Source organism: Sulfitobacter sp. HI0040 (assembly GCF_001634885.1).
In the GTDB taxonomy this organism is placed as follows: domain Bacteria; phylum Pseudomonadota; class Alphaproteobacteria; order Rhodobacterales; family Rhodobacteraceae; genus Sulfitobacter.
In genome coordinates this window covers 1-23096 of the sequence record NZ_LWEX01000379.1, presented here as the reverse complement: position 1 = coordinate 23096, position 23096 = coordinate 1, and the positions used below count along the sequence as shown (strand labels likewise).

The following is a 23096-nucleotide window of genomic DNA, read 5'->3' as shown; positions in this document are numbered from 1 at the left end:
ACCTGCTCTCAATATCGGGCTTTTGCCCTGTTGTTCCCGCCAGCTTTCCCATTGGAGGAAGAAGTTTCAAGCATAGTTTGGAATATCCTTGCAAAATCACCCAATCCTGCGCTCAGTGTTGCAACAATGCTTGAATTGCATTCTGTTTGTTCTTGCATGTAGTCTGGAGCGGCGGCCTGCGGTAAAGGTATACCCATGAAGAAGATCATCATCATTCCCGCGCTCATCGTTCTGAGCCTTGCCGCAGGGGCGGGGGGCCTCACGCTGGCGATCGGACCCACCGCGGCCTTGGGTCTTGTGGGCCTCGGCTCCCCCGCCGAGGCGGAGAGCGCCGATGCCGGAAAAGATGGCGAAAAGCCCGATAAAACAGGCAAATCGGATGATTACGCAGCCGGTGACGGCAAGGAAGGCAAAGAGGACAAGTCCCCCAAGGGTGACAAGAAGGGCGCCAAGAAACAGGCGGGCTTTCCGGTGCTGCCGTTTCCCGAGCTTATCGTGAACGTCACGGATGTGACCGCCACCGGGCGCCAGACGACCCGGTTCCTCAAGCTCAACATGCTGATGGTCTATGACGACAAGCAGGAGGGGGCGGACCGGCTGCTTTCCCGCGAGGTCTATTTGCGTGACACGTTTCAGGATTACCTGCGCCAGCTTCATGTCAGCGATCTGCGCGGAACGCGGGGTCTGGCGATGATGAAAACCGAACTTCTGCGTCGTGCCCGCGCCGTGGGCAACAGCGACGCGCCCGCCGAGATCCTGATTTCGGACATGGTGGTGCAGTAAAGATGGCGCAGGGCGCGAAAGACGAACGTATCGAAGAAGCGATGATCCGGCAGGCGCGGGAGAGTTTCCAGCCCATGCCGACGCTGGAAATGATCATCGACCGGCTGGTGCTGGCGCTGGCGCCCGAGTTCAAATCCTATTGCTCCATCACGCCCGAGATCGATCTGATCTCGATGGATTACATGACCTATGAAGACGCGATGGAGGCTACCTGCACCCCGTCGCTTATCGCCGTCACGGTGGCGGAGGGCTGGAAAAGCAGGCTTGCCTGCGCGGTGGAGCCCGACCTTCTGTTCACCATCCTCGAAGTGATGCTGGGCGGGCGCAGAACCGCGCGTGCGAAATGGGTGCCGCGCAGCTTTACCGCCTTCGAAAAGCGGATCGGCGGCCAGCTGGCGGAACTGGCGCTCACGGCGTTCGAGGGGTGCTGCGCCGGGATCAGCCCGGTTCATTTCGACATCCGGACGCTGGAAACGAACCCCAGATCGGTGGTGCTGGTCCCGCCGGGGACGGCCACGCTGCGGGTGCGACTGCGGCTCAGGATCGACGAGCGCGACGGGCATCTGTCGCTCATCCTGCCCTATGGCGCGCTGGAAGAGGTGGGGGCGTTGCTGGCGCAACCGTACCTCGGCGGGCGACCGGGGGGCGATAGCGGTTGGCGCAACGAGATCAATTCGCAAATATCGGGCACGACCGTGAAGATCACCGCCTTGCTGCGCGAACTGCCGATCCCCCTGCACGACGTGATGCGCTGGAAACCGGGCGATGTGATCGACCTTGGCATGACGCTGGATCAGCCGGTAGTGGGGATGGTCAACGAACAGGCGATGTTTCAGGCGTCCTTTGGTCAGCGCACCAACGGCTCGCTGGCGCTGCGCGTGACGCAGATGCTGCTGAAGCAGAACGCCCGCGACGAAGAGGAGGAGGACGAGGATGCTGCCGGGGCTGATTGACATCGTGATCGTCGTTCTGCTGGTCGGAACGCTCGGCTATGGGGTCGTGCTGGACCGGCGCGTGCGCAAGTTGATGGAAACCTTGCGGGAGATGGAGCCGATGGTCGGTGCCTTTTCCAGCGCGGTGGATCAGTCCGCCAAATCGGTGGAAGACCTGCGCAGGATCTCCGAAGATGCGCGGCGGCCCGATCCGCCCCTGTCCCGCAAGGGGCCTGGGGGCAAAGCGGCCCAGCCTGCCCCGGTTGCTTCGCCTGCCGAACGGCTCGCTGCCGCGCGTGAAAAGGCGCCCGTACGCGGGCAGGCCTCCGTCCCGGGTAAATCGGACCTCGTCCGGACGTTCTTCGACATTACCAAGGAGCGCAAGGAATGAGCATCCTCTCCGTCCCCAAGCTTGCCCTTCTGGGACTTGGCCTCGCCGGGGTGTTGAAAGTTTCCGTTGATCTGGTGCCCGCCGATTTATTCATGGGCGCGCAGCAGGATGCGGGCCTGTCCCAGCCCCGGCCCGAACGGCTGGTCATGGCGGCGATGGCGGCCCCGGCGCCCGAAGTCACCGACATGTCGTCCGACCTATCGGCAGACGCCAGCCAGCCGGGTGAAAGCGGTATGTGCGAGCCGGGCGAAGCCATCGCCGCCGCCATCGCCGAGGAACGCGGATTGCTGGAGGTTCAGCGCAAGGAGCTTTCCGACCGGGAGGCGCGCATCGCGCTGGCCGAGGAAAGCCTGCGGACCGAACAGGAACGCCTCGCCGAGGTACGCGATGAGATCGCCGCGCAGCTGGAGCGGATCGAAAAGGCGAACAATCAGGACATGACCAAACTGGTCGAACTGTATCGCAACATGAAGCCGCAGGTCGCGGCCGGTATCATGGACGAGATCGATATCGAGACCGCCGTGCTGGTGATCGGTGCTATGCCCGAACGGGACGCGGCGCAGGTGGTGGGCGAACTGAGCCTCGTCCGCGCGCGGTTGATCACCAAGATCATTCTGGAACAATCGAAGCTGCCCGCCGACCGCAACCTTGAGGGGCTGCGCCTGCGCTGAGCGGGGCGCGCGCCTTCATTCTTCGCGCAAGGTGGACCCTTCGGGGGGGGTGCGCCTGTTGTTGCGGCGCAGATCCATCACGTAGCCGATAATCTCCGCCACCGCCTGCCAGTGTTCGACCGGCACGCGTTCATCGACTTCGACGCTCGCATGGAGGGCGCGGGCGAGGGGGCGGTTCTCGATCATCGGAATGTCATGCTCCCGCGCGATTTCGCGGATGCGCGCGGCCATGACATCCGCACCCTTGGCCACGCAGAGGGGCACGTCATCCTTGCCCTGTTCGTAGCGCAGCGCGACGGCGTAATGGGTCGGGTTGGTCAGGATCACGCTGGCGGTCGGCACCGCCTGCGCCATGCGCTGGCGCGCCCGGGCGCGGCGCAGCTCGGCCCGCCGGGCCCTGATCTGCGGATCGCCTTCGCTGTCCTTGTGCTCGTCCCGGACCTCCTTGAGGCTCATCATCTGTTTCTTCTTCCACTGGGACCGTTTCCACAGGATGTCAGCCAGCGCGATCGGCACCAGAAAGACGGTGGTGACAAGGAATATCCAGCGTACCGAGTCGAGCGTGAAGGCGGGCAGTTGCTCCGGCAGGAAATTCTGTGTCTGCCCCAGCGACTGTGCGAGGTCCCGCACGGCCCAGACGGTGATCACCCCGATCACCAGCACCTTGCCGGTGTTCTTGAGGAATTCGACGAAAGCATCCGCCGAAAAGAGCCGCTTGAACCCGGAAAGGGGGTTGAGTTTCGACAGTTTCGGCTTGATCCGTTCGGCGGCCACGACGGTTTCGCCCTGCACCATCACGCCAAAGAGCGCGGCCAGCACCATGATGCCCACGATCGGCAGCATGGCCAGCCCGACTGAGAAGCCAAGCGATTGCAGCATGTTGCCCGTGTCCGACAGGCCCGCGCCGCCATCGCCAACGGCGGCAAGCCCCGCCCCGGTCAGCGGCGCGCTGAGCGCGTCGACCAGCCTGCCGGAAGTCGTGGGCAGAATGAAGATCAGGATCATCAGCAGCGCGAACACCACCATGGCGGTGCCGGTTTCGCGGGATTGCGGAACATCGCCCTTCTTGCGCGCATCGCGCAATTTCTTCTCGGTCGGTTCCTCGGTCTTTGAACTCTTGTCTTCTTCCGACATGGTTTCAGAATCCGTAGGTTTGCAGCCATTCCGCGAAGGGTTCGAGGAACCCGCGCATCATGGTCGGGATCGCGAGAACCAGCAAGGCCAGTGCCGAACCGATCAGCAAGGGCTGGGCGATGAAGAAGACCTGCAGGGTCGCCATCATGCGGTTCGCCAGACCCATCCCGACGTTGAGCACCAGCCCCGCAATGTAGAAGGGCGCGGCGAGGGAGAGGCCCAGCCGCAGGCTGACCTGCACCGCCCGCGCGAACTGGTCCGTCAGATCCGACAGCATGAAGGTGCCGGGCACGAAGACCTGATAGGACATCAGCAGGGATTCAATGATCAGGTGATGCAGGTCGGTGATGAAGATGAGCGCGGTAGCGCCCACCAGCAGCATCGCGGCAAGGCTGGTCGCCCCTTCGAAGGCGCCCACATTGGGGGCCAAAGCGTTGGCAAGGCCCGACATCAGGCCGATCTGGTAGCCCGCGAACTGAAGCGCCGACAGCAGCACCCGCCCCACAAGGCCGATCCACAGCCCGATGGTGATTTCCGCCCCGAACAACAGCATCAGCGCGGCGGGCCGGTCCTCTGCCACCGGGCCCACGCCCGTCGCGGGATAGAGTGCTGCCGTCATGACCAGCCCGAAGAGCAGCCGTTGGCGCACCGGCACGGCGGCATCGGAAAAGCCGGGCATGAACAGCAGCGCGCTGCCCAGACGGGCGAAGACGAGGAAATATCCCAGCAGTACGTCGGAGAGAAAGGCGGAGAGGTCCACCTGTCAGCCGCCGATCGTGCCGACCGTGCGAAGCGAGACCTTGCGATGGATTTCGGCGTTGGAGATCACGGGCGTCATCGGGCTGACCCGTTCCAGCATGGAACGCACGAAGGTCCGCGCCTCGGGGCTGACCATCAGCGCGGGCCATTCGTCGTTCGAGGCAAAGCGCTGGATTTGCTGGCGCGCCTGCAGCACGAATTCCTGCACGCGCTTGGGCGACATCACGAAATTGCGGTCTTCGCCGACGATCTTGACCGCTTCGGTAAATTCGATTTCCCACTCCGGCGACAGGGTGATGACGGGCACGAAACCCTGACCGTCGGACAGACCCTGACAAATCTGGCTGGATAGCCGGCGGCGCACGTTTTCGAGGATGAGCGTCGGTTTGCTGGTATTGCGCATGGCCTCCGCCATGGCTTCGACGATCAGCGGCAGATTGCGGATGGAAACCCGCTCCAGCAGCAATTCCTGCAGAACATGCTGGACCATGATCGCGGGCGAGGTGACGGGCAGATCGCTGACCAGTTTCTGATAGCTGCGGTCGAGCCCGTCGATCAGTTCCTTGGCGCTGGCATAGGTCATCAGTTCCGCCATGTTGTCCTTCACCACCTCCGTCAGATGGGTGGTGATGACGCTTTCGGGATCGACGACGGTGAAGCCCTGGGATTCCGCGTCGTCTGCCGTGCGGCGATCGACCCAGAGCGCGTCGAGCCCGAAGGTCGGCTCCTTCGCCTTTTCCCCGGCGAGTTTCAGCGGCGCACCTTCGGGGTTGATGACCATCATGCGGTCCGCACGGATGTCACCGCGCGCCGTTTCCACCCCGTGCAGCTGGAAGGCATAGCAGTTGATCGGCAGGTTCGCGTCGTCCTTGATGCGGACCGATGGCATGAGGAAGCCATATTCTTCGCTGAAGTGTTTGCGCAGCGATTTGATCTTGCTGGGCAGCACCGCGTCGGGCCGGTTGGCCAACCCGACGAGGCCTTCGCCCAGAACCAGCCGCAGCTCATCGAGCCGCAGGGGGTTCGCATCGGCTTCGGGGGTGGCTTCGGCCTTGGCCGCTTCGGCATCGGCTTTCTCCTTTTCCACCGCAGCGCGGGCGGCGCTTTGCTGGATCATATAGCCCAGCCCCACCATCGCCGCCGCGAGGAAGGTGAAGACCGCGAAGGGAAAGCCCGGCAGAAGCCCCACGCCGAAGAGCAGCGCGGCGGCCATGTAGAGCGCCTTGGGGAAGTTCGACAGCTGGTCCAGTACCGCTTCGTTCGCGGCACCCCGGGTGCCGCCTTTGGTCACGATCAGGCCGGCGGCGAGCGACACGACCAGCGCGGGGATCTGGCTGACCAGCCCATCCCCGATGGTCAGCGAGGTAAAGACATTCGCCGCGTCGCCCACGCCCATCCCACGCTGCACGACACCGATGAGGATCCCGCCGATGACGTTGATGAGCGTGATGATCAGCCCCGCGACCGCATCGCCGCGCACGAATTTCGACGCACCGTCCATCGCCCCGAAAAAGGCGCTTTCATCCTCAAGCTCCTTGCGGCGGCGACGCGCCTCGTTCTCGTCGATGAGGCCCGCGCCCATGTCGGCGTCGATGGCCATCTGCTTGCCCGGCATCGCGTCGAGCGAGAAACGCGCCGCGACTTCGGCGATGCGGGTCGAACCCTTGGTGATGACGATGAAGTTGATCACCACGAGGATCGCGAAGATCACGATGCCGATGACGAAATTGCCCGCGACGATGAAATTGGAAAAGCCCTGGATCACGTCGCCCGCCGCGTTGAGGCCGGTGTGGCCCTCGCTCAGGATCAGGCGCGTCGAGGCGACGTTGAGCGACAGCCGCAGCATGGTCGTGACCAGCAGCAGCGTGGGGAAGGAGTTGAACTGCAGCGGCGACGGAATCCAGAGCGCCACCATGAAGATCAGCACGCTGAGCGAGAGCGACAGCGCCAGCCCGAAATCGAGCAGCATCGGCGGCAGCGGCAGAAAGAGTACCGCCAGAACGAGCGTCATGCCGACGGCGAAGGCGATGTCCTTGTTGCCGCCCAGCATCGCGAGGCCGGAAAGGGCGGTGGGTGATTTGGTACCGGCGCTCATCCCGAAGCCTCATCGCTGTGATTGGTGAATTGCGGCAGCAGCGGCGTGATCTTGCGGCCCGAATAGATCGAGGTGCCGGCAGTGGCCTGCCCACCCAGATCGGCCCCCCATGTGGCGCGGGCCACCGTGGTGTTGGCGCTGGACTTCCGACGGGATCGCGAAGGCTCCCGCAGGGGGGCGATCTCTGCGTCGCCCGCGCCCTGCGCCAGCGCGGCGAACCCGTTCATCCCGCTGTTGGCGGCGGCGATATTGCGGTGCAGGCGCGTCAGATAGACGTCGCGGAATTCGGGTTCGAATGAATGGTAGGATCCGGCGGCCATCAGCCAATCCCCGGTGCGAGCGTGGAGCCGCTTGAGAAACCGCGCGGCATATTCGACGTTCACGCGCGGGTCGAACCCCTGCGCGGGGCTGTCGAAAGCTTCGGGGTGCCAGCGCATGTTGATCTGCATGCAGCCCACATCGATGGAGGCGATCCCGGCACGCTGACGCTCCGCGATCCAGTTGAGCGCGGCGGCGCGGGTGTCGAACAGCCTGCCTTCGCCTGCCGCGTTGACGGCAAAAGGCCAGACGGTGAAATGCCCGCCGCGGCGGGTGCCCGCCTCCTGCAACCCGATGGCCAGCAGAAGGTTGTCGGGGATACCGTGGCGTTCCTGTGCTGCGAGGATTTCGCGGATGCAGATGCCCGTCGCCCCGTCGGGCGAGATTGCCGTGGCGCTGCGGCGCGATTTACCCGTGGTGCTGGGGACGTAGAACCCCACCCAGCCTTCGGCCCGTGCCGGGGCTATGGGGCCGAGCCAGCCGATCACGAGGAGGCAGAGGAGAAGGGGGGCAAGCCGCATCATGCGCCGCCGCTCCCGATCAGGTCGAAAACGGTATCGGAGAGGCGCTTGAGCACACCGTAGGTGAACGGCGTCGCCACCAGAAGCGTGAGGAAGATCATCACGATCTTGGGGACGAAGGTCAGCGTCATTTCCTGAATTTGCGTCAGCGCCTGAAAGAAGGCGATCACCAGCCCGATGACGAGCGCGACGCCCAGCACCGGCCCGGAACCGAGAAGCACGGCCCAGACGGTGTCGGAGAGCATGTCATAGGCCTGTGTTTCCGTCATGGTCTAGATCGGCATCCGCAGGATTTCCTGATAGGCCTCAACGAAGCGGTCGCGCACTGAAACGGCGACCTTCACCGTGGATTCCATCGCCATCATCGCTTCGACAACCTGCTGTGTGCCGACCTCTCCGCGCAGACCGGCCTGCGCCGTCGCCTCGCCGGTGCGCACCGTCTCCAATGCTTCGGCGGAAGCGTTGCGCACCATCGAGGAGAAGTCCGTCGCTGCCGGGTTTTCGGCTGGCGTGGTGCGGTCTGCGCGCAACGCCTGCGAGCTGCGATAGGCGCCCCGGACGGCGGCGGAGGATATGAGGGAAGGATCGGTCACGCGGGGCTCACTTCAGCAGGTCGAGCATCTGGCCGCGCATCCGGCGCCCTGCTTCGAACATGTTCATGTTGGCTTCGTAGTTGCGCGATGCCTCGCGCATGTTCGCCATTTCAATCACCGGGTCCACGTTGGGGCGCTTCACATAACCGTCCGCATCCGCCGCCGGGTGGGAGGGATCGTGATCCAGACGGAAATCTGACAGGTCCCGGCCGATCCGGTCGACCTTGACCAGCGATGCGCCGCCGTCCCGGTCGAGCAGTTCGGCAAAGCTGATGGTCTTGCGCTGGAAGGGGTCGGCGCCCGGTGTCGTGCCGGTCGAATCCGCGTTGGCAACGTTTTCGGAGATGACCCGCAGCCGGGCCGTCTGCACCGTCATGCCGCTGGCGGCGATCTTGCCGATGGAGGAAAGGGGATCCATATGCGCTCCTATCTGTTGCCGGTCACGGCCAGGGTGAGAAGATCGTAGCTTTTGCGGTAGAGCTGCGCAGCCATGCGGTATTGGTCCGATGTTTCCGCCGCACGGATGGCCTGTTGTTCGAGGTTGACGGTATTGCCGTCCAGCGTCGTGGCGGTGGCCGTGGCATCATCGATTTCCCGCACGCCATTGGTGCCGGTGCGGCCTGACACATGCATCGGATGCGTCGTTCTCAGGCTGCCGGTGTCGCCGGTCGTGCTGTCGCGGAGCATGGTTTCAAACGAACTCACATCGCGCGCCTTGAACTCGGGCGTCGCGGCGTTCGCCACGTTTTCGGATGTCACCTTCTGCCGGGCCGCCAGCCAAGTCATGCGGTCCGAGGCGAGTCCAAATATCGATAGATTGGACAAGTTCATTCTTGTATCACCGCTCGTTTTTTTCATGTATAAAGCAAATTAACCTTGTATCAAAGAGGAAATTATCCATGGATGCGCTGTTTTCCGAGCTGACGAGCTTTGCCCGCGACGCCGGAGAGGCCAAGATCATCGGCGAAGTCAGCGCCATTACCGGGATCACGCTCACGGCCATCGGCCTCGAACGGGTGCTCGGGATCGGGCAGCGCTGCATCGTGCGCGGCTCTGCCGGGCCGGTGCGGGCAGAGGTCGTGGGCATCGGATCGCGCGGGACGGAACTGCTGCCCTTTGGCTCATGGCGCGGGGTGTCCGCCGGTGACGCGGTGGAGGTCGACCCCGGGCGCGACGTGATCCGCCCCACCGAAAGCTGGAAGGGTCGCGTGATCAACGCGGCAGCCGAACCGCTCGACGGGCGCGGCCATCTGTCGGAGGGGGACATGCCCTTTCCACTGCGGGCCAGCCCGCCCGGCGCCTTCGACCGCAAGCGCATCGGCCCAAAGCTTGCCACGCAGGTTCGTGCGCTGGATATTTTCACGCCGCTCTGCACGGGCCAGCGGCTTGGCATTTTCGCAGGCTCGGGCGTGGGTAAATCGACGCTGATGGCAATGCTCGCGCGTTATACTGAATGCGATGTGGTGGTCATGGCACTGGTGGGCGAGCGCGGGCGCGAAGTGCAGGACTTCATCGCCTCTGACCTTGGCCCCGAGGGCATGAAGAAGGCGGTGCTCGTCGTCGCTACGGGGGATGAGCCGCCGCTCACCCGTCGGCAGGCCGCATGGACTGCCATGGCCGTGGCGGAATACTTCCGCGATCAGGGTCAGCATGTATTGCTACTGATGGACAGCGTGACGCGCTTTGCCATGGCCCAGCGGGAAATCGGCCTCGCCTCGCGCGAACCGCCCACCGCGAAGGGCTATCCGCCTACCGTCTTTTCGGAATTGCCGCAAATGCTGGAACGCGCCGGCCCCGGCCCCCACGGCAAGGGCGACATCACCGCAATTTTCACCGTGCTCGTGGACGGGGACGACATGAACGACCCCATCGCAGACGCGGTGCGCGGCATCACCGACGGGCATATCGTGCTGGACCGGCGTATCGCCGAGCGCGGGCGCTATCCCGCCATCGACCTGCTCGCCAGCGTGTCGCGCACGCTGCCGGATTGCCACAACGAGGTGGAATATACCTTGCTCACCGCCGCGCACCGGGCGTTGGCGGCCCATGCGGATATGGAGGAACTGATACGCATCGGGGCCTACAGGAACGGTTCCAACGCGGAACTCGACCGCGCGATCGCCTTTGCAGGCCCATGCGAAACCTTCCTTTCACAGCGCAAGAGTGAGCAGACGACGCCGCAGGAGGCTTTCGCGCAGGTCGCCGGCATGCTGGACAGCGCGGGCATCAGGCCGGGTTAGGGCGCGGGACAAACGGCAAGCAATCGCATGATTTTCAGTACAAAAACGTACACAGGTTCACTGACCCTTCTAATGCGTGCAGGCCACACCCTATACTCAGCCTGTCGGGATTGAACGAGCAGGGCGACCTCGATCGAGAGACGCGATGGTGCTCTCGCCCCAATTGCGAGAGTGATTTCATGCCCCGGCGTTTCGAATGTCCCCCCGGACGCCCCAATCTTTTGTTCACCTTGTCTCATGAAGATTTGGCGGCGCTAGAGCCGCATCTTTCAGATGTCGCGCTGCCCAAGGGGTTTTCTATCGAAAGGCCCGGCGCACCTGTCGAGATAGTTTATTTCCTTTGTTCGGGCGTCGGTTCGACCGTCGCGGTTAGCCCGGGAGGGCGGCGGCTGGAAACGGCGCTTTTCGGATGCGAAGGCATGTCGGGTACCTCCGTCGTTCTTCGCGCGGGGCAAAGCACGCATGAGACGTTCATGCAGGTCGCCGGAGAAGGCCGGGCAGTGGAGGCGGGAAAGCTCGAAGAGTTGTTGGACCTGCACCGCACACTGAGGCACCATTTTCTGCGCTACGTTCAGGTATTGTGCACCCAGTCGTCGCAGACGGCACTGTCGAACGGGCATGGCAAGCTGGAGGAACGACTGGCTCGCTGGCTACTGATGTGCCACGACCGCAGCACGTCGGATGAGCTTCAGCTGACGCATGAATTCCTGTCCATCATGCTGGGGGTGCGCCGGGCCGGGGTAACGGTCAGCACGCATATCCTCGAAGGGAAGGGGCTTATCCGGGCCAACCGGGGGCATATTACCATCCTCGATCGCGCCGGGCTGGAGGCGGAGGCGGAGGAATCCTACGGCGTGCCCGAAGCCGAGTACGTGCGGCTGATCGGCTTCGCGCCCCACTGAGCTGGGCACCCCTTTAGGTCAGGGGATTTCCGGATCGCGCCTTGCGCGTCGGGCAAGGTCCTTGACCGCGGCGGCGATCCGGTGCGTGTCCTGAGGTTTGCGAAGGCAGGGCGCCGTGCGAAAATCTTCGGCAATTTCGTCCTGGGTGAAGGTCGTGAAGAAGGCGAAGGGGATCCCGGCCTCTTTGAGCCGACGTGCGGCGGGATAGCTCTTACCGTCCGAGAATTCGACATTCATCAAGGCAAGATCGATGGGTTTGCGGGCGATCAGCTGCATCGTTTCCGCCAGCGTGTGCGTGATGGCGGTCACCTCCAGCCCTTCCTGTTCAAGTTCGAAGGCAAGGTCGGCGGCGATCAAATGCATCTTCTCCGCCAGCAGAACGCGTAACTTTCGCTGGTTTATGCTCCGTTCACGCGCATTGGCGCGCCCGAAACCTGTCCGCCTCTCGGGAGAGTCGGACACCGAAAGCTTTGCCATCGCAAAGGCCCCCCGATGTAGAAATGTCCCCAATGAACGGATCGGCAGCGACCGCTCAGCCTTCATCTGTACCACGAAATCGCAGCCCCGCGAAGAGGAGTGCGATAACGTACTTTATTATACCGGGGGGCGTATCATGGTCCGGCTGATAACCCGGCATTTCGCAGAGAAGCCAGCGCTGGCAGCAGGCGCGATCAATCCTCGAACACGGCGATGCCCAGCCATTCGGCCACCAGCGCCGGGGTATCCACGCCTTCGATCTCCACCGTCAGCAGGTTGGTGCGCAGCATGTTGGTCGCGTTGCGCTTTTGCACTTTCTGCAGCGTGAAGCGCCCCCGCAGGCGGGAGCCTGCCTTGACCGGCGTCAAAAACCGCAGCTTGTTCATGCCGTAGTTGATGCCCATGACCTGCCCGGGCATCATGGCAAAGCAGTCATAGGCAAAGCGGCTCGCCAGCGAGAGCGTCAGGAACCCGTGCGCGATGGTGCCGCCAAAGGGCGTTTCGGCAGCGGCGCGTTCTGGATCGACGTGGATCCACTGAGTGTCATGGGTCGTTTCGGCGAAGCGGTCGATCATGGCCTGATCGACTTCGATCCAGTTCGATACGCCGACCTCGGTGCCGACCAGCTTCTCGCTCGTCTCAAGCGCTTTTTGCAATGCGGACATGGCTCCGGCTCCTTATGCAGGGTCTGCGGACACGCGCACCATGCGCTTGCCCTTGTTTTCGCCCGCGAGCAGCCCGATGAGAGCCTGCGGCGCATTTTCGAGCCCTTCAACGATGTCTTCGGTCACCTTGATCTGGCCCGCTTCGACCCAGTGGCGCAGCGCGCGGAGCGCCTTGTCGTCGTCCTGCGCGAAATCCATCACGATGAACCCTTCCATCCGCAGGCGTTTCACCACGACGACGCCGGGCAGGTTGCGCGGGCCGGTGGGGGCTTCGGTATCGTATTGACTGATCGCCCCGCAGCAGACAACGCGCCCCCGTTCGTTCATGTTGGCCAGCGCCAGTTCCAGCACGCTGCCTCCCACGTTGTCGAAATAGACGTCGACGCCATCGGGGCAGGCCTTGCGCAGGGCCTTGGCGAAACCGGGATCGCGGTAATCGACGCAGGCGTCGAAGCCGAATTCCTTTTGCACCCAGTCACATTTTTCGCTGCCGCCCGCGATGCCCACGACCCGGCAGCCGAGGTTACGCGCGATCTGCCCCACGTAGCCGCCGACGGAGCCTGCGGCCGCCGACACCAGCACCGTTTCGCCCGCGATGGGCCGCCCGACGGAGACGAGGCCGTGAAACGCCGTCTTGCCCGCGATGCCATAGACGGACATCAGGTTCGACAGTTGCGGTACTTTCGGCAGCTTCTGAACCTTGTGGGCGGGGGCGGTGATATAGTCGGACCAGGTGGCTTCCGCCGCGACGATGTCGCCCTTTTGCAGCTTGGGGCTGTTCGATTCAGTCACCTCGCAGATCGCATAGGTCGGCATGGCGTCGCCCTGCTGCACGGCGGCACGGTAGGTCGCACCCTTCATCCACGACCGGTTCGCGGCGTCGATGGACATCAGGATCACCCGCAACAGGACCTCGCCGTCGCCGGGCACGGGCATGTCGGTCTCGCCCATCTCGAAGTGGTTCCGGGTCAGCGCGTCCTTGGGCAGTTCGGCGATGGTGATCTGGCGGTTTGTCATGGGCAGGTCCTTGTGGTCAGATGCCCCGAAGCATCGGGGAGAATTGGGTGATGAGTGACGAAGCGCGGCAACACAGGTTCGTGCCGGCCAAGGGCGCGGCGGATTTGCTGCTGATCCGCCACGGCGAGACGGAGGCCGCCCGGCGCGGCGAAAGCTTTCCGCTGGTGGACGGGCACGGCGATCCGGCGTTGCGCCCCGAAGGGGAGGCGCAGGCCCGCGCGGTGGCCGAACGCTTGGGCGGAGAGCCGATTACGGCAATCTACGTCACCAGCCTGAGGCGGACACATCAGACGGCGGCGCCTCTGGCCGAAAAGCTGGGTCTGACCCTCATGACAGAGCCTGATCTGCGGGAGGTGTTCCTCGGTGATTGGGACGGAGGCGCCTACCGGTTCCACGCCGCCGAAGGCCATCCCGCCTTCGAAAAGGCCCGCGCGGGGGAGGAATGGGGCGAGATCCCAGGAGCGGAGACCACAGCGGCCCTGCATGGCCGCGTGCGCGATGCCCTCTTGCGGATCGCCCGCGCGCATCCCGATGAACGCATCGCTGTCGTCGTGCATGGCGGGGTGATCGGGGCCGCCATGGCTGTGGCCACGGGCGCGCGCCCTTTCGCCTTCAACGGGGCGGCGAATGGATCGATCAGCCGGCTGGTGATCCGGGGCGATGAATTCATCGCCCGTGGGTTCAACGATTGCGCGCATCTGGAGTGATCAATCGACGGTCAGAACGACTTTGCCCTGTACCTTCCTGTCCTGCATCATGTTGAGCGCCTCTGCCGCCTCTTCCAGCGGGAATCGAGCCGAAATGCGGGGTTTGACCCTGCCATCGGCATACATGGCGAAGAGTTCCTGCATGTTTTCCGCATGGCCCTGCGGTTCGCGCATCACCGCCGCCCCCCAGAAGACGCCGACGATCTGGCTGCCCTTCAACAGGGTCAGGTTCAGCGGAATTTTCGGGATGCCCGCGGGGAAGCCGACCACGAGGAAGCGGCCCTTCCACGCCAGTGCCCGCAGGGCAGGTTCGGCATAATCACCGCCCACCGCGTCATAGACGACATCGACACCGTCGCGCCCGGCGAGCGATTTGATCTGGTTGGAGAATTCCTTTTGCGCGTCCCGGTCCATCTCGCGCGGATAGACGATGGTTTCATCCGCACCGCATTCCTTGCAGAAATCGGCCTTGTCCTGTGACGAGACGGCGGCGATGACCTTGGCGCCCGCGGCCTTGCCAAGCTCGATCGCCGCGACACCGACACCGCCCGCGGCCCCGAGGATGAGCAGCGATTCGCCCGACTTGATCTCGGCCCGGTCTTTCAGTGCGTGATGCGATGTGCCGTAGGTGAAGATGAAACAGGCCGCGTCCTCATAGGGCATTTCATCGGGAATCTTGATGACCTTGATGGCCTCGGCGCAGACATGGGTGGCGAAACCGCCATGGCCCGTCAGGGCGAGAACCCGGTCCCCCACCGCCACGTCAGAGACGTTTTCGCCCACCGCCTCCACATCGCCCGCGACTTCGCCGCCGGGGGCGAAGGGGCGGGGCGGCTTCATCTGGTAAAGGTCACGAATGATGAGCGTGTCGGGAAAGTTGACGCCCGCCGCGCGTACCCGGATCAGCACCTCGTTCTTGCGGGGCTGCGGGGTTGGCTGCTCTTCGAGGCTCAGTGTCTCGGGTCCGCCGGGTTCGTGGCTCAGCATCGCTTTCATCGTGATCTCCTGTGACGTGTGGTCGCCAGTAGGGCGGGGGACAAACTGTCTTGTCAATCGAATATCGAAATGCAATTTTGCAGTGCGGAACTGATGTCCGCTGTCGCGAGGGGGAGTCGTCGATGCAGAGTGAAGCCGAACTGGAGGGGTTTCGCAACGAATTGCGGGACTGGCTGGAGCAGAATTGCCCCGACGAAATGCGGGACGGTCAGAACATCGAAACGGCGATCTGCTGGGGCGGCATCAACTGGAAATTCACCAGCGAAGCACAGAAGCAATGGCTGGAGCGCTGCGCGGCCAAGGGCTACACCGTGCCGACATGGCCGGTTGAATACGGCGGCGCGGGTCTGAGCCGTGCGCAGGAAAAGATCTTCCATCAGGAAATGGCCCGGATCAACGCGCGCTCGCCGCTCGAAAGTTTCGGTATCTGGATGCTCGGGCCCGCGCTGCTGCATTTCGGCAGTCACGAACAAAAGCTGCATTACCTGCCGCCCATCGCGCGCGGCGAGGTGCGCTGGTGCCAGGGATATTCGGAACCGGGCGCAGGGTCCGATCTGGCCAGCGTCCAGACGAAGGGTGAGGACAAGGGCGATCATTGGCTGGTGAACGGCCAGAAGATCTGGACCTCCTACGCGGACAAGGCCGACTGGATCTTCGCGCTGGTCCGCACCGACCGTGAAGCGCCCAAGCACAAGGGCATTTCCTTTCTGTTGATCGACATGAGCGATCCGGGTGTGGAGACGCGGCCCATCAAGCTGATTTCCGGCGCGTCGGTCTTCTGCGAGACGTTTTTTACCGACGTGAAGGTGCCCAAGCATCAGATCGTCGGGGAGGAAAATCGCGGCTGGGACGTGGCCAAATACCTGCTGACCCATGAGCGCGAGATGATCTCGGGCGGGGGGCAGGGCCTGCAGGGCGGTCGCGCGCTGGGGGCCGTGCTGGCGGAATCCGCCGGTGAGGGCGGCCTGACCGATGCGACTCTGCGGGCCGACGCCATGCGCTGCGAAGTGGACGCGCTAGCCATCGGGATGACGCTGGAGCGCTACAAGGATCAGGCCGAGGCCGGAACCGGGGCGGGCGATGCCAGCGCGATGCTCAAATACATGGGCACTGAGCTGAACAAGCAGCGGCATGAATTGCTGATGGCCGCGGGCGGCAGTGATGCGCTGGAATGGGATGGCCCGCTGGGCGACCGCCCGGCGGACTGGCTGCGCACGAAGGCGAACTCCATTGAGGGCGGTACGAGCGAAGTGATGCTGAGCATCGTATCGCGCCGTGTCCTCGGGCTTCCGGGGTAGGGACGGGCAGATGGCAAAATTGGTGATGACCGAAGACGAAACCATGCTGGCCGACAGCGCCCGCGGGTTTCTTGATGACAAGGCGCCGGTAAAGGCGCTGCGCGACCTGCGTGATGCCGGGCGGACGCATGACGCGGATCTCTGGCGTGAGATGGCGCAGATGGGCTGGGCCGGGGTGCTGGTGCCCGAAGCGCAGGGCGGCTCCGACATGGGGCATGCCGCCGCCAATGTCCTTGCCGCCGAGATGGGCAAGACGCTGGCCGTCTCTCCCTTCCTGTCCACCGCCGTCATCGCGGCCACGGCCCTGCGGCAAGTGAGCGATGCACGTGCCGAAAAGGCGCTGGCGGCCATCGCTTCGGGTGATGCGACCTATGCGCTGGCCATCGACGAGGGCAACAAGTTCGCCCCCGACAATACCGCCATGCAGGCTCGCGCCGAGGGCAACGGTTTTCGGCTGAGCGGCAAGAAGACCTTTGTCGTCGATGGCGCGCTGGCCAACCGGTTGTTGGTGCTGGCGCGGACCGATGCGGGACTCACGCTCTTCGACATCCCCGCCGACCGCGACGGGATCACCCGTAACCGGCAGAACATGATCGACGCGCGGGATTCGGCGCGTATCGAATTCGACGACGTACAGGCGACCGGTGACGACGTGCTGGGACAGGTCGATGACGCGATGTCGGTTCTTCGTCCGGCACTGGAGGCCGGGCAAGCCGCGCTCGCGGCAGAGATGTCGGGGCTGGCCGCCGGGGCCTTCGGGATGACCGTGGGCTATCTGAAGGAACGCAAGCAGTTCGGCACGACCATCGGCAGTTTTCAGGCGCTCCAGCATCGTGCCGCGCATCTGTGGTGCGAGATAGAGGTGACGGCCTCTGCCATTCTCAACGCCGGTCGGATGCTGGACGAAGATCCCGACAATGCGGCGCTCGCGGTATCGCTGGCCAAGGCCCGGGCCACCTCCACCGCGCAACTGGCGGTGCAGGAGGGCGTGCAGATGCATGGCGGGATTGGCATGACCGATGCTTTCGACATGGGATTTTACATGAAACGTGCGCGCGTCGGCGCGGAATGGCTGGGCGACTATGGCTATCACGCCGAGATCGTCGCGCGCGAAAGGGGATTTTGATGGATATTCAGACGCTCTTCGGGCTGGAGGGAAAGACCGCGCTGGTCACCGGTGGCGCCACAGGCATCGGGCGCATGGCGGCAGAGGCGCTGGTGCGGGCGGGGGCGACCGTGCTCATGGCAAGCCGCAAGGAAGGCGCCTGTGCTGCCGTCGCGGAAGAGTTGAATGGACTGGGCGTGCCGGGCAAAGCAATCGGTTTCGTCGGCGACGTGGGCTCCGAAGAGGGGATCGACGCGCTGGTTGCGGCGGTGAAAGAACGGACGGACAGCCTCCACATCCTGATGAACAACGCGGGCATCACCTGGGGTGCGCCGATGGGGCAGTTCCCCCACGCCGCATGGGAAAAGGTGATGAACGTCAACGTCGCGGGAATGTTCGACCTGACGCAAAAGCTGCTGCCGATGCTTGTGAGTTCGAGTTCGGCGGAGGATCCGGCGCGGGTCGTCAACGTCGGCTCCGTCATGGGGGAGCGTGAAATGGGCGACGGGGCCTATTCCTATTCCATGTCGAAGGCGGCGGTGCATCACATGACGCGTATCCTCGGCAAGGAGCTCGCCGGGCAGCACGTGACCGTGAACGCGCTGGCCCCCGGACCCTTCGTCTCGCGGATGACGGCCTTTGCCACCGCAAACGAAGATACCCGCGACAAGGTGGGCGACGACGTACCGCTGGGTCGCGTCGGCCGGGACGAAGACATCGCCGGTTGCATGCTCTTCCTTTGCGGAAAGGGCGGCGCCTATCTGACCGGGGCGATCTTGCCGGTTTCGGGCGGCATCAACGTGATGTCCGGCCCCAATATTTTCGAACAGGCGCTGCACTGATGGCCGATATCCGATTTGACGACCGGGTCGCCATCGTCACCGGCGCGGGCACCGGTTTGGGCCGGTCGCATGCCTTGGGACTGGCGGCGCGCGGCGCGAAGGTCGTCGTCAACGATCTGGGCGTCAGCCGGGACGGGCAGGGCGCATCGTCAGACGCGGCGGACGCGGTGGTGGAGGAAATTCGCGCCGCGGGCGGCACCGCGATGGCCCATGGCACCGATGTGGCCGACGAAGCGGGCGTGAAAGACATGGTGGCCCGCGCGATGGAGGCATGGGGCCGCATCGACATCGTGGTTAACAACGCCGGTATCCTGCGGGACAAGACCTTCGCCAAGATGGAGATGGCCGATTTCCGCAAGGTGGTGGACGTGCATCTGATCGGCTCCGCCAACGTGGCCCACGCCTGCTGGCCGATCATGCGCGAACAGAAATATGGCCGTGTGGTGCTGACCGCTTCGGCCTCCGGGCTCTATGGCAACTTCGGGCAATCAAACTACGGGGCTGCCAAGGCGGCGATGCTCGGGCTGATGAACGTCTTGCACATGGAAGGCGCGCGCGACAACATCCGCGTCAACACGCTGGCCCCTACTGCTGCCACCCGGATGACGGCCGATCTGCTGCCCGCCGAGGCGCAGGAGCTGCTCGCGCCCGAGACCATCACGCCGGGCCTGCTCTATCTGGTGAGCGAAGATGCCCCCAGCCGCGTCATCCTCGGCGCGGGGGCCGGCAGTTTCGCCCAGACCCGCGTCTATGAAACCCGCGGCGTCACGCTCACCGGGGAGGATAACACGCCCGAAGCGGTCGCCGCCGCATGGGGCGACATTACCGATCCGCAGGATCAGGAAGACATGGCTGACGCCTTCAGCCAAACTAAGAAATATGCCCGCAACGCAGCCAAGGCCCGTGGCCTGAAGCTGGATTGGGGTTAACCCAAACGAAGGAGAACCAACATGCGTGACGCAGTCATCGTTTCCACCGCCCGGACGCCTATCGGCAAGGCCTATCGCGGGGCGTTCAACAACACCTCTCCGCAGGCTCTTGCGGGACATGCCATCGCCCATGCCGTGGAACGGGCCGGGGTGGACCACGACCGGATCGTCGATGTGATCATCGGCTCGGCCCTGCAGCAGGGACACGGCGCGGGCAACATCGCCCGTCAGGCCGCGATCCGCGCGGGCCTGCCCGTCAGCGTGGCGGGCATGTCGCTCGACCGGCAGTGTGCGTCGGGCATGATGGCGATTGCCACGGCGGCCAAGCAGGTGATCACCGACGGCATGGATGTGGTCGTGGGGGGCGGTGTCGAAAGCATCTCCATGGTGCAGACGCCGGAGATGCGCGTGAAGGCCGACAACTGGCTGAAGGAGCACAAGCCCGAAATCTACATGTCCATGCTGGAGACCGCCGAAACGGTGGCCGAACGCTACGGCGTGAGCCGCGAGGCGCAGGATGAATACGCGGCCCGGTCGCAGGCCCGCACCCATGCCGCCCAGCAGGCGGGCAAGTTCGACGACGAGATCGTGCCGATGGACAGCACGATGATGATGCAGGACAAGGAAACCAAGGAAATCTCGTCCCACGACGTGAAACTCGACAAGGACGAGGGCAACCGCCCCAGCACGTCGGAGGAAAGCCTCGCCGGGCTGCAGCCCGTTTTCAAGGACGGCATCCACATCAAGGAAGGCAAGTTCATCACCGCGGGCAACGCCTCGCAGCTGTCCGACGGCGCGTCGGCCTCTGTGGTGATGGAAGCGAAGCTGGCAGAGCAGCAGGGGCTGGAGCCGCTGGGACGTTACGTTGGCGTCTGGGCGGCGGGTTGCGAGCCGGACGAAATGGGCATCGGCCCGGTCTATGCCGTGCCGCCGCTGTTGAAGGCGCATGGGCTCAAGATGGATGACATCGGCCTGTGGGAGCTGAACGAAGCCTTCGCCGTGCAGGTCATCTACAGCCGCGACAAGCTGGGCATCCCGGACGAATTGCTGAACGTAAATGGCGGCGCGATTTCCATCGGGCATCCCTATGGCATGTCCGGCGCACGGATGGTCGGCCATGCCCTGATCGAGGGCAAGCGCCGCGGTGCCAAATACGTCGTCTGCACCATGTGCGTCGGCGGCGGCATGGGTGCCGCGGGCCTGTTCGAGGTTCTCTGACACTTGCGTTTCGCGAACAAGAGGGGCGGGTTCACCCGCCCCCTTCATATCAACATGACACTGACCGGAGGTCGCATGGCCCGTACCCTCAAGCGCGACGATTCTCATTTGCCCAAGGCGCTGCAGGGGCTGCGACTGCCGATGATCGCGTCGCCGCTGTTCATCATCTCGGTGCCCAAACTGGTGATCGCGCAATGCAAGGCGGGGATCGTCGGGTCCTTTCCGGCGCTCAACGCCCGCGAGGCGGAAGGCGAGCATCCGCTGCTCGACACATGGCTGACAGTAATCCGCGAAGAACTGGACCGGCACAATCAGGCCAACCCGGACAACCCCGCCGCACCCTTTGCCGTGAACCAGATCGTGCATCGGTCCAATGGCCGGCTGGAACGCGATCTGGAGATTTGTACCCGTCACGAAGTGCCGATCTGGATCACGTCGCTCGGCGCGCGGGTGGAGGTGAACGAGGCCGCGCATTCCTGCGGCGGGATCGTTCTGCATGACATCATCAACAACAAGTTCGCGCGCAAGGCCATCGAGAAGGGGGCCGATGGGCTGGTGGCCGTGGCGGCGGGGGCCGGGGGCCATGCGGGCCAGCAATCGCCCTTTGCGCTGGTGCGCGAGATCCGCGAATGGTTCGACGGCCCGGTGGCCCTGTCAGGCGCCATCGCCACGGGCGAGGCGCTGCTTGCGGCGCGCGCTGTCGGGGCCGATCTGGGCTATACCGGTTCGCCCTTTATCGCCACGGAAGAGGCCAATGCCGAACCCGGCTACAAGGACATGATCGTGGGCTCGGGCGCGGATGACATCGTCTATTCGTCGCTCTTTACCGGGGTCTGGGGCAATTACCTCAAGGGGTCGGTGCGCAACGCGGGTATGGACCCCGACAACCTGCCGCAGGCGGATGCTTCTTCGATGAGCTTTTCGGACGGGTCCTCCAAGCCCAAGGCGTGGAAGACCATCTGGGGCTCCGGGCAGGGTATCGGCGCGATCAAATCCGTCGGTCCCGCCGCCGCCATCGTGGACCGCATGGAGGCGGAGTATCACGCGGCGGGCAGGGCGCTGGCGGCGGAGTTTGCCTGAGGTGGCGGAGTTGCTGGTCGTTCGGCACGGTCAGGCCTCTTTCGGGGCGGATGATTACGACGTCCTGTCGGATCTCGGGCGGCGGCAATCGCAGGCGGTGGGCGCGGCGCTGGAGGGCGCGGGCTGGGTGCCCGACCGGCTGATCACCGGCACGCTGCGGCGGCAGAAGGACACGCTGCGCGCAATGGGCTTTGACGCGGCACCCGAGGAACACGCGGGTTTCAACGAATACGATTTCCACAACCTGCTGGACGCGCGGTTCGCGGGCAATGTGCCCGACCCGGTGATGCAGGACCGCAAGACCCATTTCCGCACCCTGCGCGAAACCATCCTCGACTGGCAGGCGGGTGGCTGCGACGGCGCAGAGGAAACGTGGCAGCAGTTTTCCGACCGGGTCGAAGCGGCGCGGCACTTTGCCTGCGATACCGACGCCAAGCGCGTGCTGGTGGTCAGTTCCGGCGGCCCCATCGGGCAGTTGACCGCCCGCGCGCTCGAAGCACCCCCCGCCCAGATGATGGCGCTGAACCTTCAGGTAAAGAATACCTCGATCACGCGGTTCATCTTTTCGGGGAGCCGCTTTTTCCTGCATGAATTCAACACCACACCGCATATGATGGCGGCAGACCGCGCCGACCTGATGAGTTACAGCTGAGGAGTGAACCGATGAGCGTGGATACCCAGACCCTCGATATCGACGCGGTGGACCGCTACCTGTCGGAACATCTTGACGGCTATGCCGGTCCGCTGGAGGTCACGAAGTTTCAGGGCGGACAGTCGAACCCGACCTTTCTGCTGAAGACGCCCACGCGCAACTATGTGCTGCGCCGCAAGCCGCCCGGCGTGCTGCTGAAATCCGCCCATGCGGTGGATCGGGAATACCGGGTGCAGAAGGCGCTCTACGGGTCTGACGTGCCGGTGGCGAAGATGTATCTGCTCTGCGAGGACGACGATGTGATCGGCTCGGCCTTCTACATCATGGACCATGTGGATGGCCGCAACTATGCCGACCCCACCATGCCGGAGATGACGCCTGCGCACCGTGCCGGGGTGATCGACGAGATGAACCGCGTTCTGGCGGCGCTGCACGATGTCGATATCGACGCCGCGGGCCTGTCGGACTACGGCCCCCCGGGCAATTACTTCGAACGGCAGGTGGGCCGCTGGTCCAAGCAATATCGCGCGTCGGAGACCGAAACGATCCCGGGGATGGACGAGCTGATGGAAAAGCTCGCCGCCGAGATGCCCGAGGACGATGGCCAGCGCACGCTGGTGCACGGCGATTACCGGATCGACAACATGATCTTTGCCAAGGAAGGCACTGATTGTCTTGCTGTGCTGGACTGGGAGCTTTCGACGATCGGGCATCCCTTTGCCGATCTGGCCGCCGTGATCATGCAATGGCAGATGCCCGCCGGGAGCGAGG

The 23096-nt window shown here is 64.2% G+C and carries 28 protein-coding genes; 15 read left to right on the top strand and 13 right to left on the bottom strand.

Annotated elements, in window-relative coordinates; all coding sequences use genetic code 11:
- Positions 1–8: 8 nt before the first annotated feature.
- Positions 9–215: a hypothetical protein gene (locus A3728_RS22870; protein WP_150120845.1), complete on the bottom strand. Its 207-nt coding sequence runs from the start codon at positions 213–215 to the stop codon at positions 9–11.
- Here A3728_RS22870 and A3728_RS16035 point away from each other — a divergent pair.
- Genes A3728_RS16035 through A3728_RS16020 form a run of 4 tightly spaced genes read left to right on the top strand, consistent with a single transcriptional unit; the run spans position 196 to position 2777 of the window.
- On the top strand, positions 196–783 hold the full coding sequence (locus tag A3728_RS16035; protein WP_067925824.1) for a flagellar basal body-associated FliL family protein: 588 nt from the start codon (positions 196–198) through the stop codon (positions 781–783). The two genes, A3728_RS22870 and A3728_RS16035, sit on opposite strands and share 20 nt — an antisense overlap.
- Positions 784–785: 2 nt before the next feature.
- Positions 786–1736 (top strand): flagellar motor switch protein FliM, encoded by a 951-nt coding sequence (locus tag A3728_RS16030; protein ID WP_067925821.1) that lies wholly within the window; start codon positions 786–788, stop codon positions 1734–1736.
- Entirely contained in the window at positions 1717–2106 is a 390-nt protein-coding gene (locus tag A3728_RS16025; RefSeq protein WP_067925818.1) for a hypothetical protein, read from the top strand. The genes A3728_RS16030 and A3728_RS16025 overlap by 20 nt, the downstream gene beginning before the upstream one ends.
- The gene (locus tag A3728_RS16020) at positions 2103–2777 is read left to right on the top strand and encodes a hypothetical protein (RefSeq protein WP_067925815.1); all 675 of its coding nucleotides are present in this window, start codon (positions 2103–2105) and stop codon (positions 2775–2777) included. Before A3728_RS16025 ends, A3728_RS16020 begins: the two co-directional genes overlap by 4 nt.
- Positions 2778–2792: 15 nt before the next feature.
- Here the strand turns inward: A3728_RS16020 and flhB are convergent, their stop codons facing one another.
- From flhB to flgB, 8 genes are read right to left on the bottom strand one after another with little or no spacing between them, the layout of a single operon-like run.
- Positions 2793–3911, bottom strand: a complete 1119-nt coding sequence (gene flhB / locus A3728_RS16015; protein ID WP_067925812.1) for a flagellar biosynthesis protein FlhB — start codon at positions 3909–3911, stop codon at positions 2793–2795.
- A gap of 4 nt (positions 3912–3915) precedes the next feature.
- The gene (locus A3728_RS16010) at positions 3916–4671 is read right to left on the bottom strand and encodes a flagellar biosynthetic protein FliR (protein WP_067925809.1); all 756 of its coding nucleotides are present in this window, start codon (positions 4669–4671) and stop codon (positions 3916–3918) included.
- 3 nt (positions 4672–4674) lie between these two features.
- Positions 4675–6765 (bottom strand): flagellar biosynthesis protein FlhA, encoded by a 2091-nt coding sequence (flhA, locus tag A3728_RS16005; RefSeq protein WP_067925806.1) that lies wholly within the window; start codon positions 6763–6765, stop codon positions 4675–4677.
- Positions 6762–7607, bottom strand: a complete 846-nt coding sequence (locus A3728_RS16000) for a lytic transglycosylase domain-containing protein (protein ID WP_236628019.1) — start codon at positions 7605–7607, stop codon at positions 6762–6764. The genes flhA and A3728_RS16000 overlap by 4 nt, the downstream gene beginning before the upstream one ends.
- Positions 7604–7873, bottom strand: a complete 270-nt coding sequence (gene fliQ, locus A3728_RS15995) for a flagellar biosynthesis protein FliQ (protein WP_067925799.1) — start codon at positions 7871–7873, stop codon at positions 7604–7606. Before fliQ ends, A3728_RS16000 begins: the two co-directional genes overlap by 4 nt.
- A 3-nt stretch (positions 7874–7876) precedes the next feature.
- On the bottom strand, positions 7877–8197 hold the full coding sequence (locus A3728_RS15990; protein ID WP_067925796.1) for a flagellar hook-basal body complex protein FliE: 321 nt from the start codon (positions 8195–8197) through the stop codon (positions 7877–7879).
- 7 nt (positions 8198–8204) lie between these two features.
- Positions 8205–8615, bottom strand: coding sequence for a flagellar basal body rod protein FlgC (gene flgC, locus A3728_RS15985; protein ID WP_067925793.1), 411 nt, complete (start codon positions 8613–8615; stop codon positions 8205–8207).
- An 8-nt stretch (positions 8616–8623) separates the two neighbouring features.
- On the bottom strand, positions 8624–9028 hold the full coding sequence (gene flgB / locus A3728_RS15980) for a flagellar basal body rod protein FlgB (protein WP_067925790.1): 405 nt from the start codon (positions 9026–9028) through the stop codon (positions 8624–8626).
- Between the two features lie 68 nt (positions 9029–9096).
- Here flgB and A3728_RS15975 point away from each other — a divergent pair, with 68 nt between their 5' ends.
- Together A3728_RS15975 and A3728_RS15970 are read left to right on the top strand one after the other, a co-directional pair.
- On the top strand, positions 9097–10437 hold the full coding sequence (locus tag A3728_RS15975) for a FliI/YscN family ATPase (protein WP_067925787.1): 1341 nt from the start codon (positions 9097–9099) through the stop codon (positions 10435–10437).
- 419 nt (positions 10438–10856) lie between these two features.
- Entirely contained in the window at positions 10857–11339 is a 483-nt protein-coding gene (locus A3728_RS15970) for a Crp/Fnr family transcriptional regulator (RefSeq protein ID WP_236628265.1), read from the top strand.
- Between the two features lie 18 nt (positions 11340–11357).
- Here A3728_RS15970 and A3728_RS23230 read toward each other — a convergent pair whose 3' ends face one another.
- The 3 genes from A3728_RS23230 to A3728_RS15955 all read right to left on the bottom strand — a co-directional run bounded on the left by A3728_RS23230 (position 11358) and on the right by A3728_RS15955 (position 13498).
- Entirely contained in the window at positions 11358–11702 is a 345-nt protein-coding gene (locus A3728_RS23230) for a hypothetical protein (RefSeq protein ID WP_161487206.1), read from the bottom strand.
- Positions 11703–12010: 308 nt separating this feature from the next.
- Complete coding sequence (locus A3728_RS15960; protein ID WP_067925781.1) at positions 12011–12481, bottom strand: MaoC family dehydratase; 471 nt, start codon at positions 12479–12481, stop codon at positions 12011–12013.
- A gap of 12 nt (positions 12482–12493) precedes the next feature.
- Positions 12494–13498, bottom strand: coding sequence for an NADP-dependent oxidoreductase (locus tag A3728_RS15955; RefSeq protein WP_067925778.1), 1005 nt, complete (start codon positions 13496–13498; stop codon positions 12494–12496).
- Between the two features lie 50 nt (positions 13499–13548).
- On the opposite strand from A3728_RS15955, the gene A3728_RS15950 reads away from it, so the two are divergent.
- Complete coding sequence (locus tag A3728_RS15950) at positions 13549–14205, top strand: histidine phosphatase family protein (RefSeq protein ID WP_067925870.1); 657 nt, start codon at positions 13549–13551, stop codon at positions 14203–14205.
- Here the strand turns inward: A3728_RS15950 and A3728_RS15945 are convergent, their stop codons facing one another.
- Positions 14206–15201: an NADPH:quinone oxidoreductase family protein gene (locus A3728_RS15945; RefSeq protein WP_067925775.1), complete on the bottom strand. Its 996-nt coding sequence runs from the start codon at positions 15199–15201 to the stop codon at positions 14206–14208. It abuts the gene before it with no gap.
- 122 nt (positions 15202–15323) lie between these two features.
- On the opposite strand from A3728_RS15945, the gene A3728_RS15940 reads away from it, so the two are divergent.
- The 8 genes from A3728_RS15940 to A3728_RS15905 form a co-directional block, all read left to right on the top strand.
- Entirely contained in the window at positions 15324–16499 is a 1176-nt protein-coding gene (locus A3728_RS15940) for an acyl-CoA dehydrogenase family protein (RefSeq protein WP_067925772.1), read from the top strand.
- Positions 16500–16509: 10 nt separating this feature from the next.
- Complete coding sequence (locus A3728_RS15935; RefSeq protein WP_201722168.1) at positions 16510–17625, top strand: acyl-CoA dehydrogenase family protein; 1116 nt, start codon at positions 16510–16512, stop codon at positions 17623–17625.
- Positions 17625–18446 carry an SDR family oxidoreductase gene (locus A3728_RS15930; protein ID WP_067925768.1) on the top strand — a complete coding sequence of 274 codons (822 nt, stop codon included), beginning with the start codon at positions 17625–17627 and terminating at the stop codon, positions 18444–18446. The genes A3728_RS15935 and A3728_RS15930 overlap by 1 nt, the downstream gene beginning before the upstream one ends.
- A complete protein-coding gene (locus tag A3728_RS15925; protein ID WP_067925765.1) occupies positions 18446–19375 on the top strand; it encodes an SDR family NAD(P)-dependent oxidoreductase in 930 nt (309 codons plus the stop codon). Before A3728_RS15930 ends, A3728_RS15925 begins: the two co-directional genes overlap by 1 nt.
- A gap of 21 nt (positions 19376–19396) precedes the next feature.
- On the top strand, positions 19397–20593 hold the full coding sequence (locus A3728_RS15920; protein WP_067925762.1) for an acetyl-CoA C-acyltransferase: 1197 nt from the start codon (positions 19397–19399) through the stop codon (positions 20591–20593).
- Positions 20594–20668: 75 nt separating this feature from the next.
- On the top strand, positions 20669–21673 hold the full coding sequence (locus tag A3728_RS15915; protein ID WP_067925759.1) for an NAD(P)H-dependent flavin oxidoreductase: 1005 nt from the start codon (positions 20669–20671) through the stop codon (positions 21671–21673).
- Between the two features lies 1 nt (position 21674).
- Positions 21675–22325: a histidine phosphatase family protein gene (locus tag A3728_RS15910; RefSeq protein WP_067925756.1), complete on the top strand. Its 651-nt coding sequence runs from the start codon at positions 21675–21677 to the stop codon at positions 22323–22325.
- A gap of 11 nt (positions 22326–22336) precedes the next feature.
- The coding region (locus A3728_RS15905) for a phosphotransferase family protein (RefSeq protein ID WP_067925753.1) at positions 22337–23096 on the top strand (760 nt) is incomplete at its 3' end.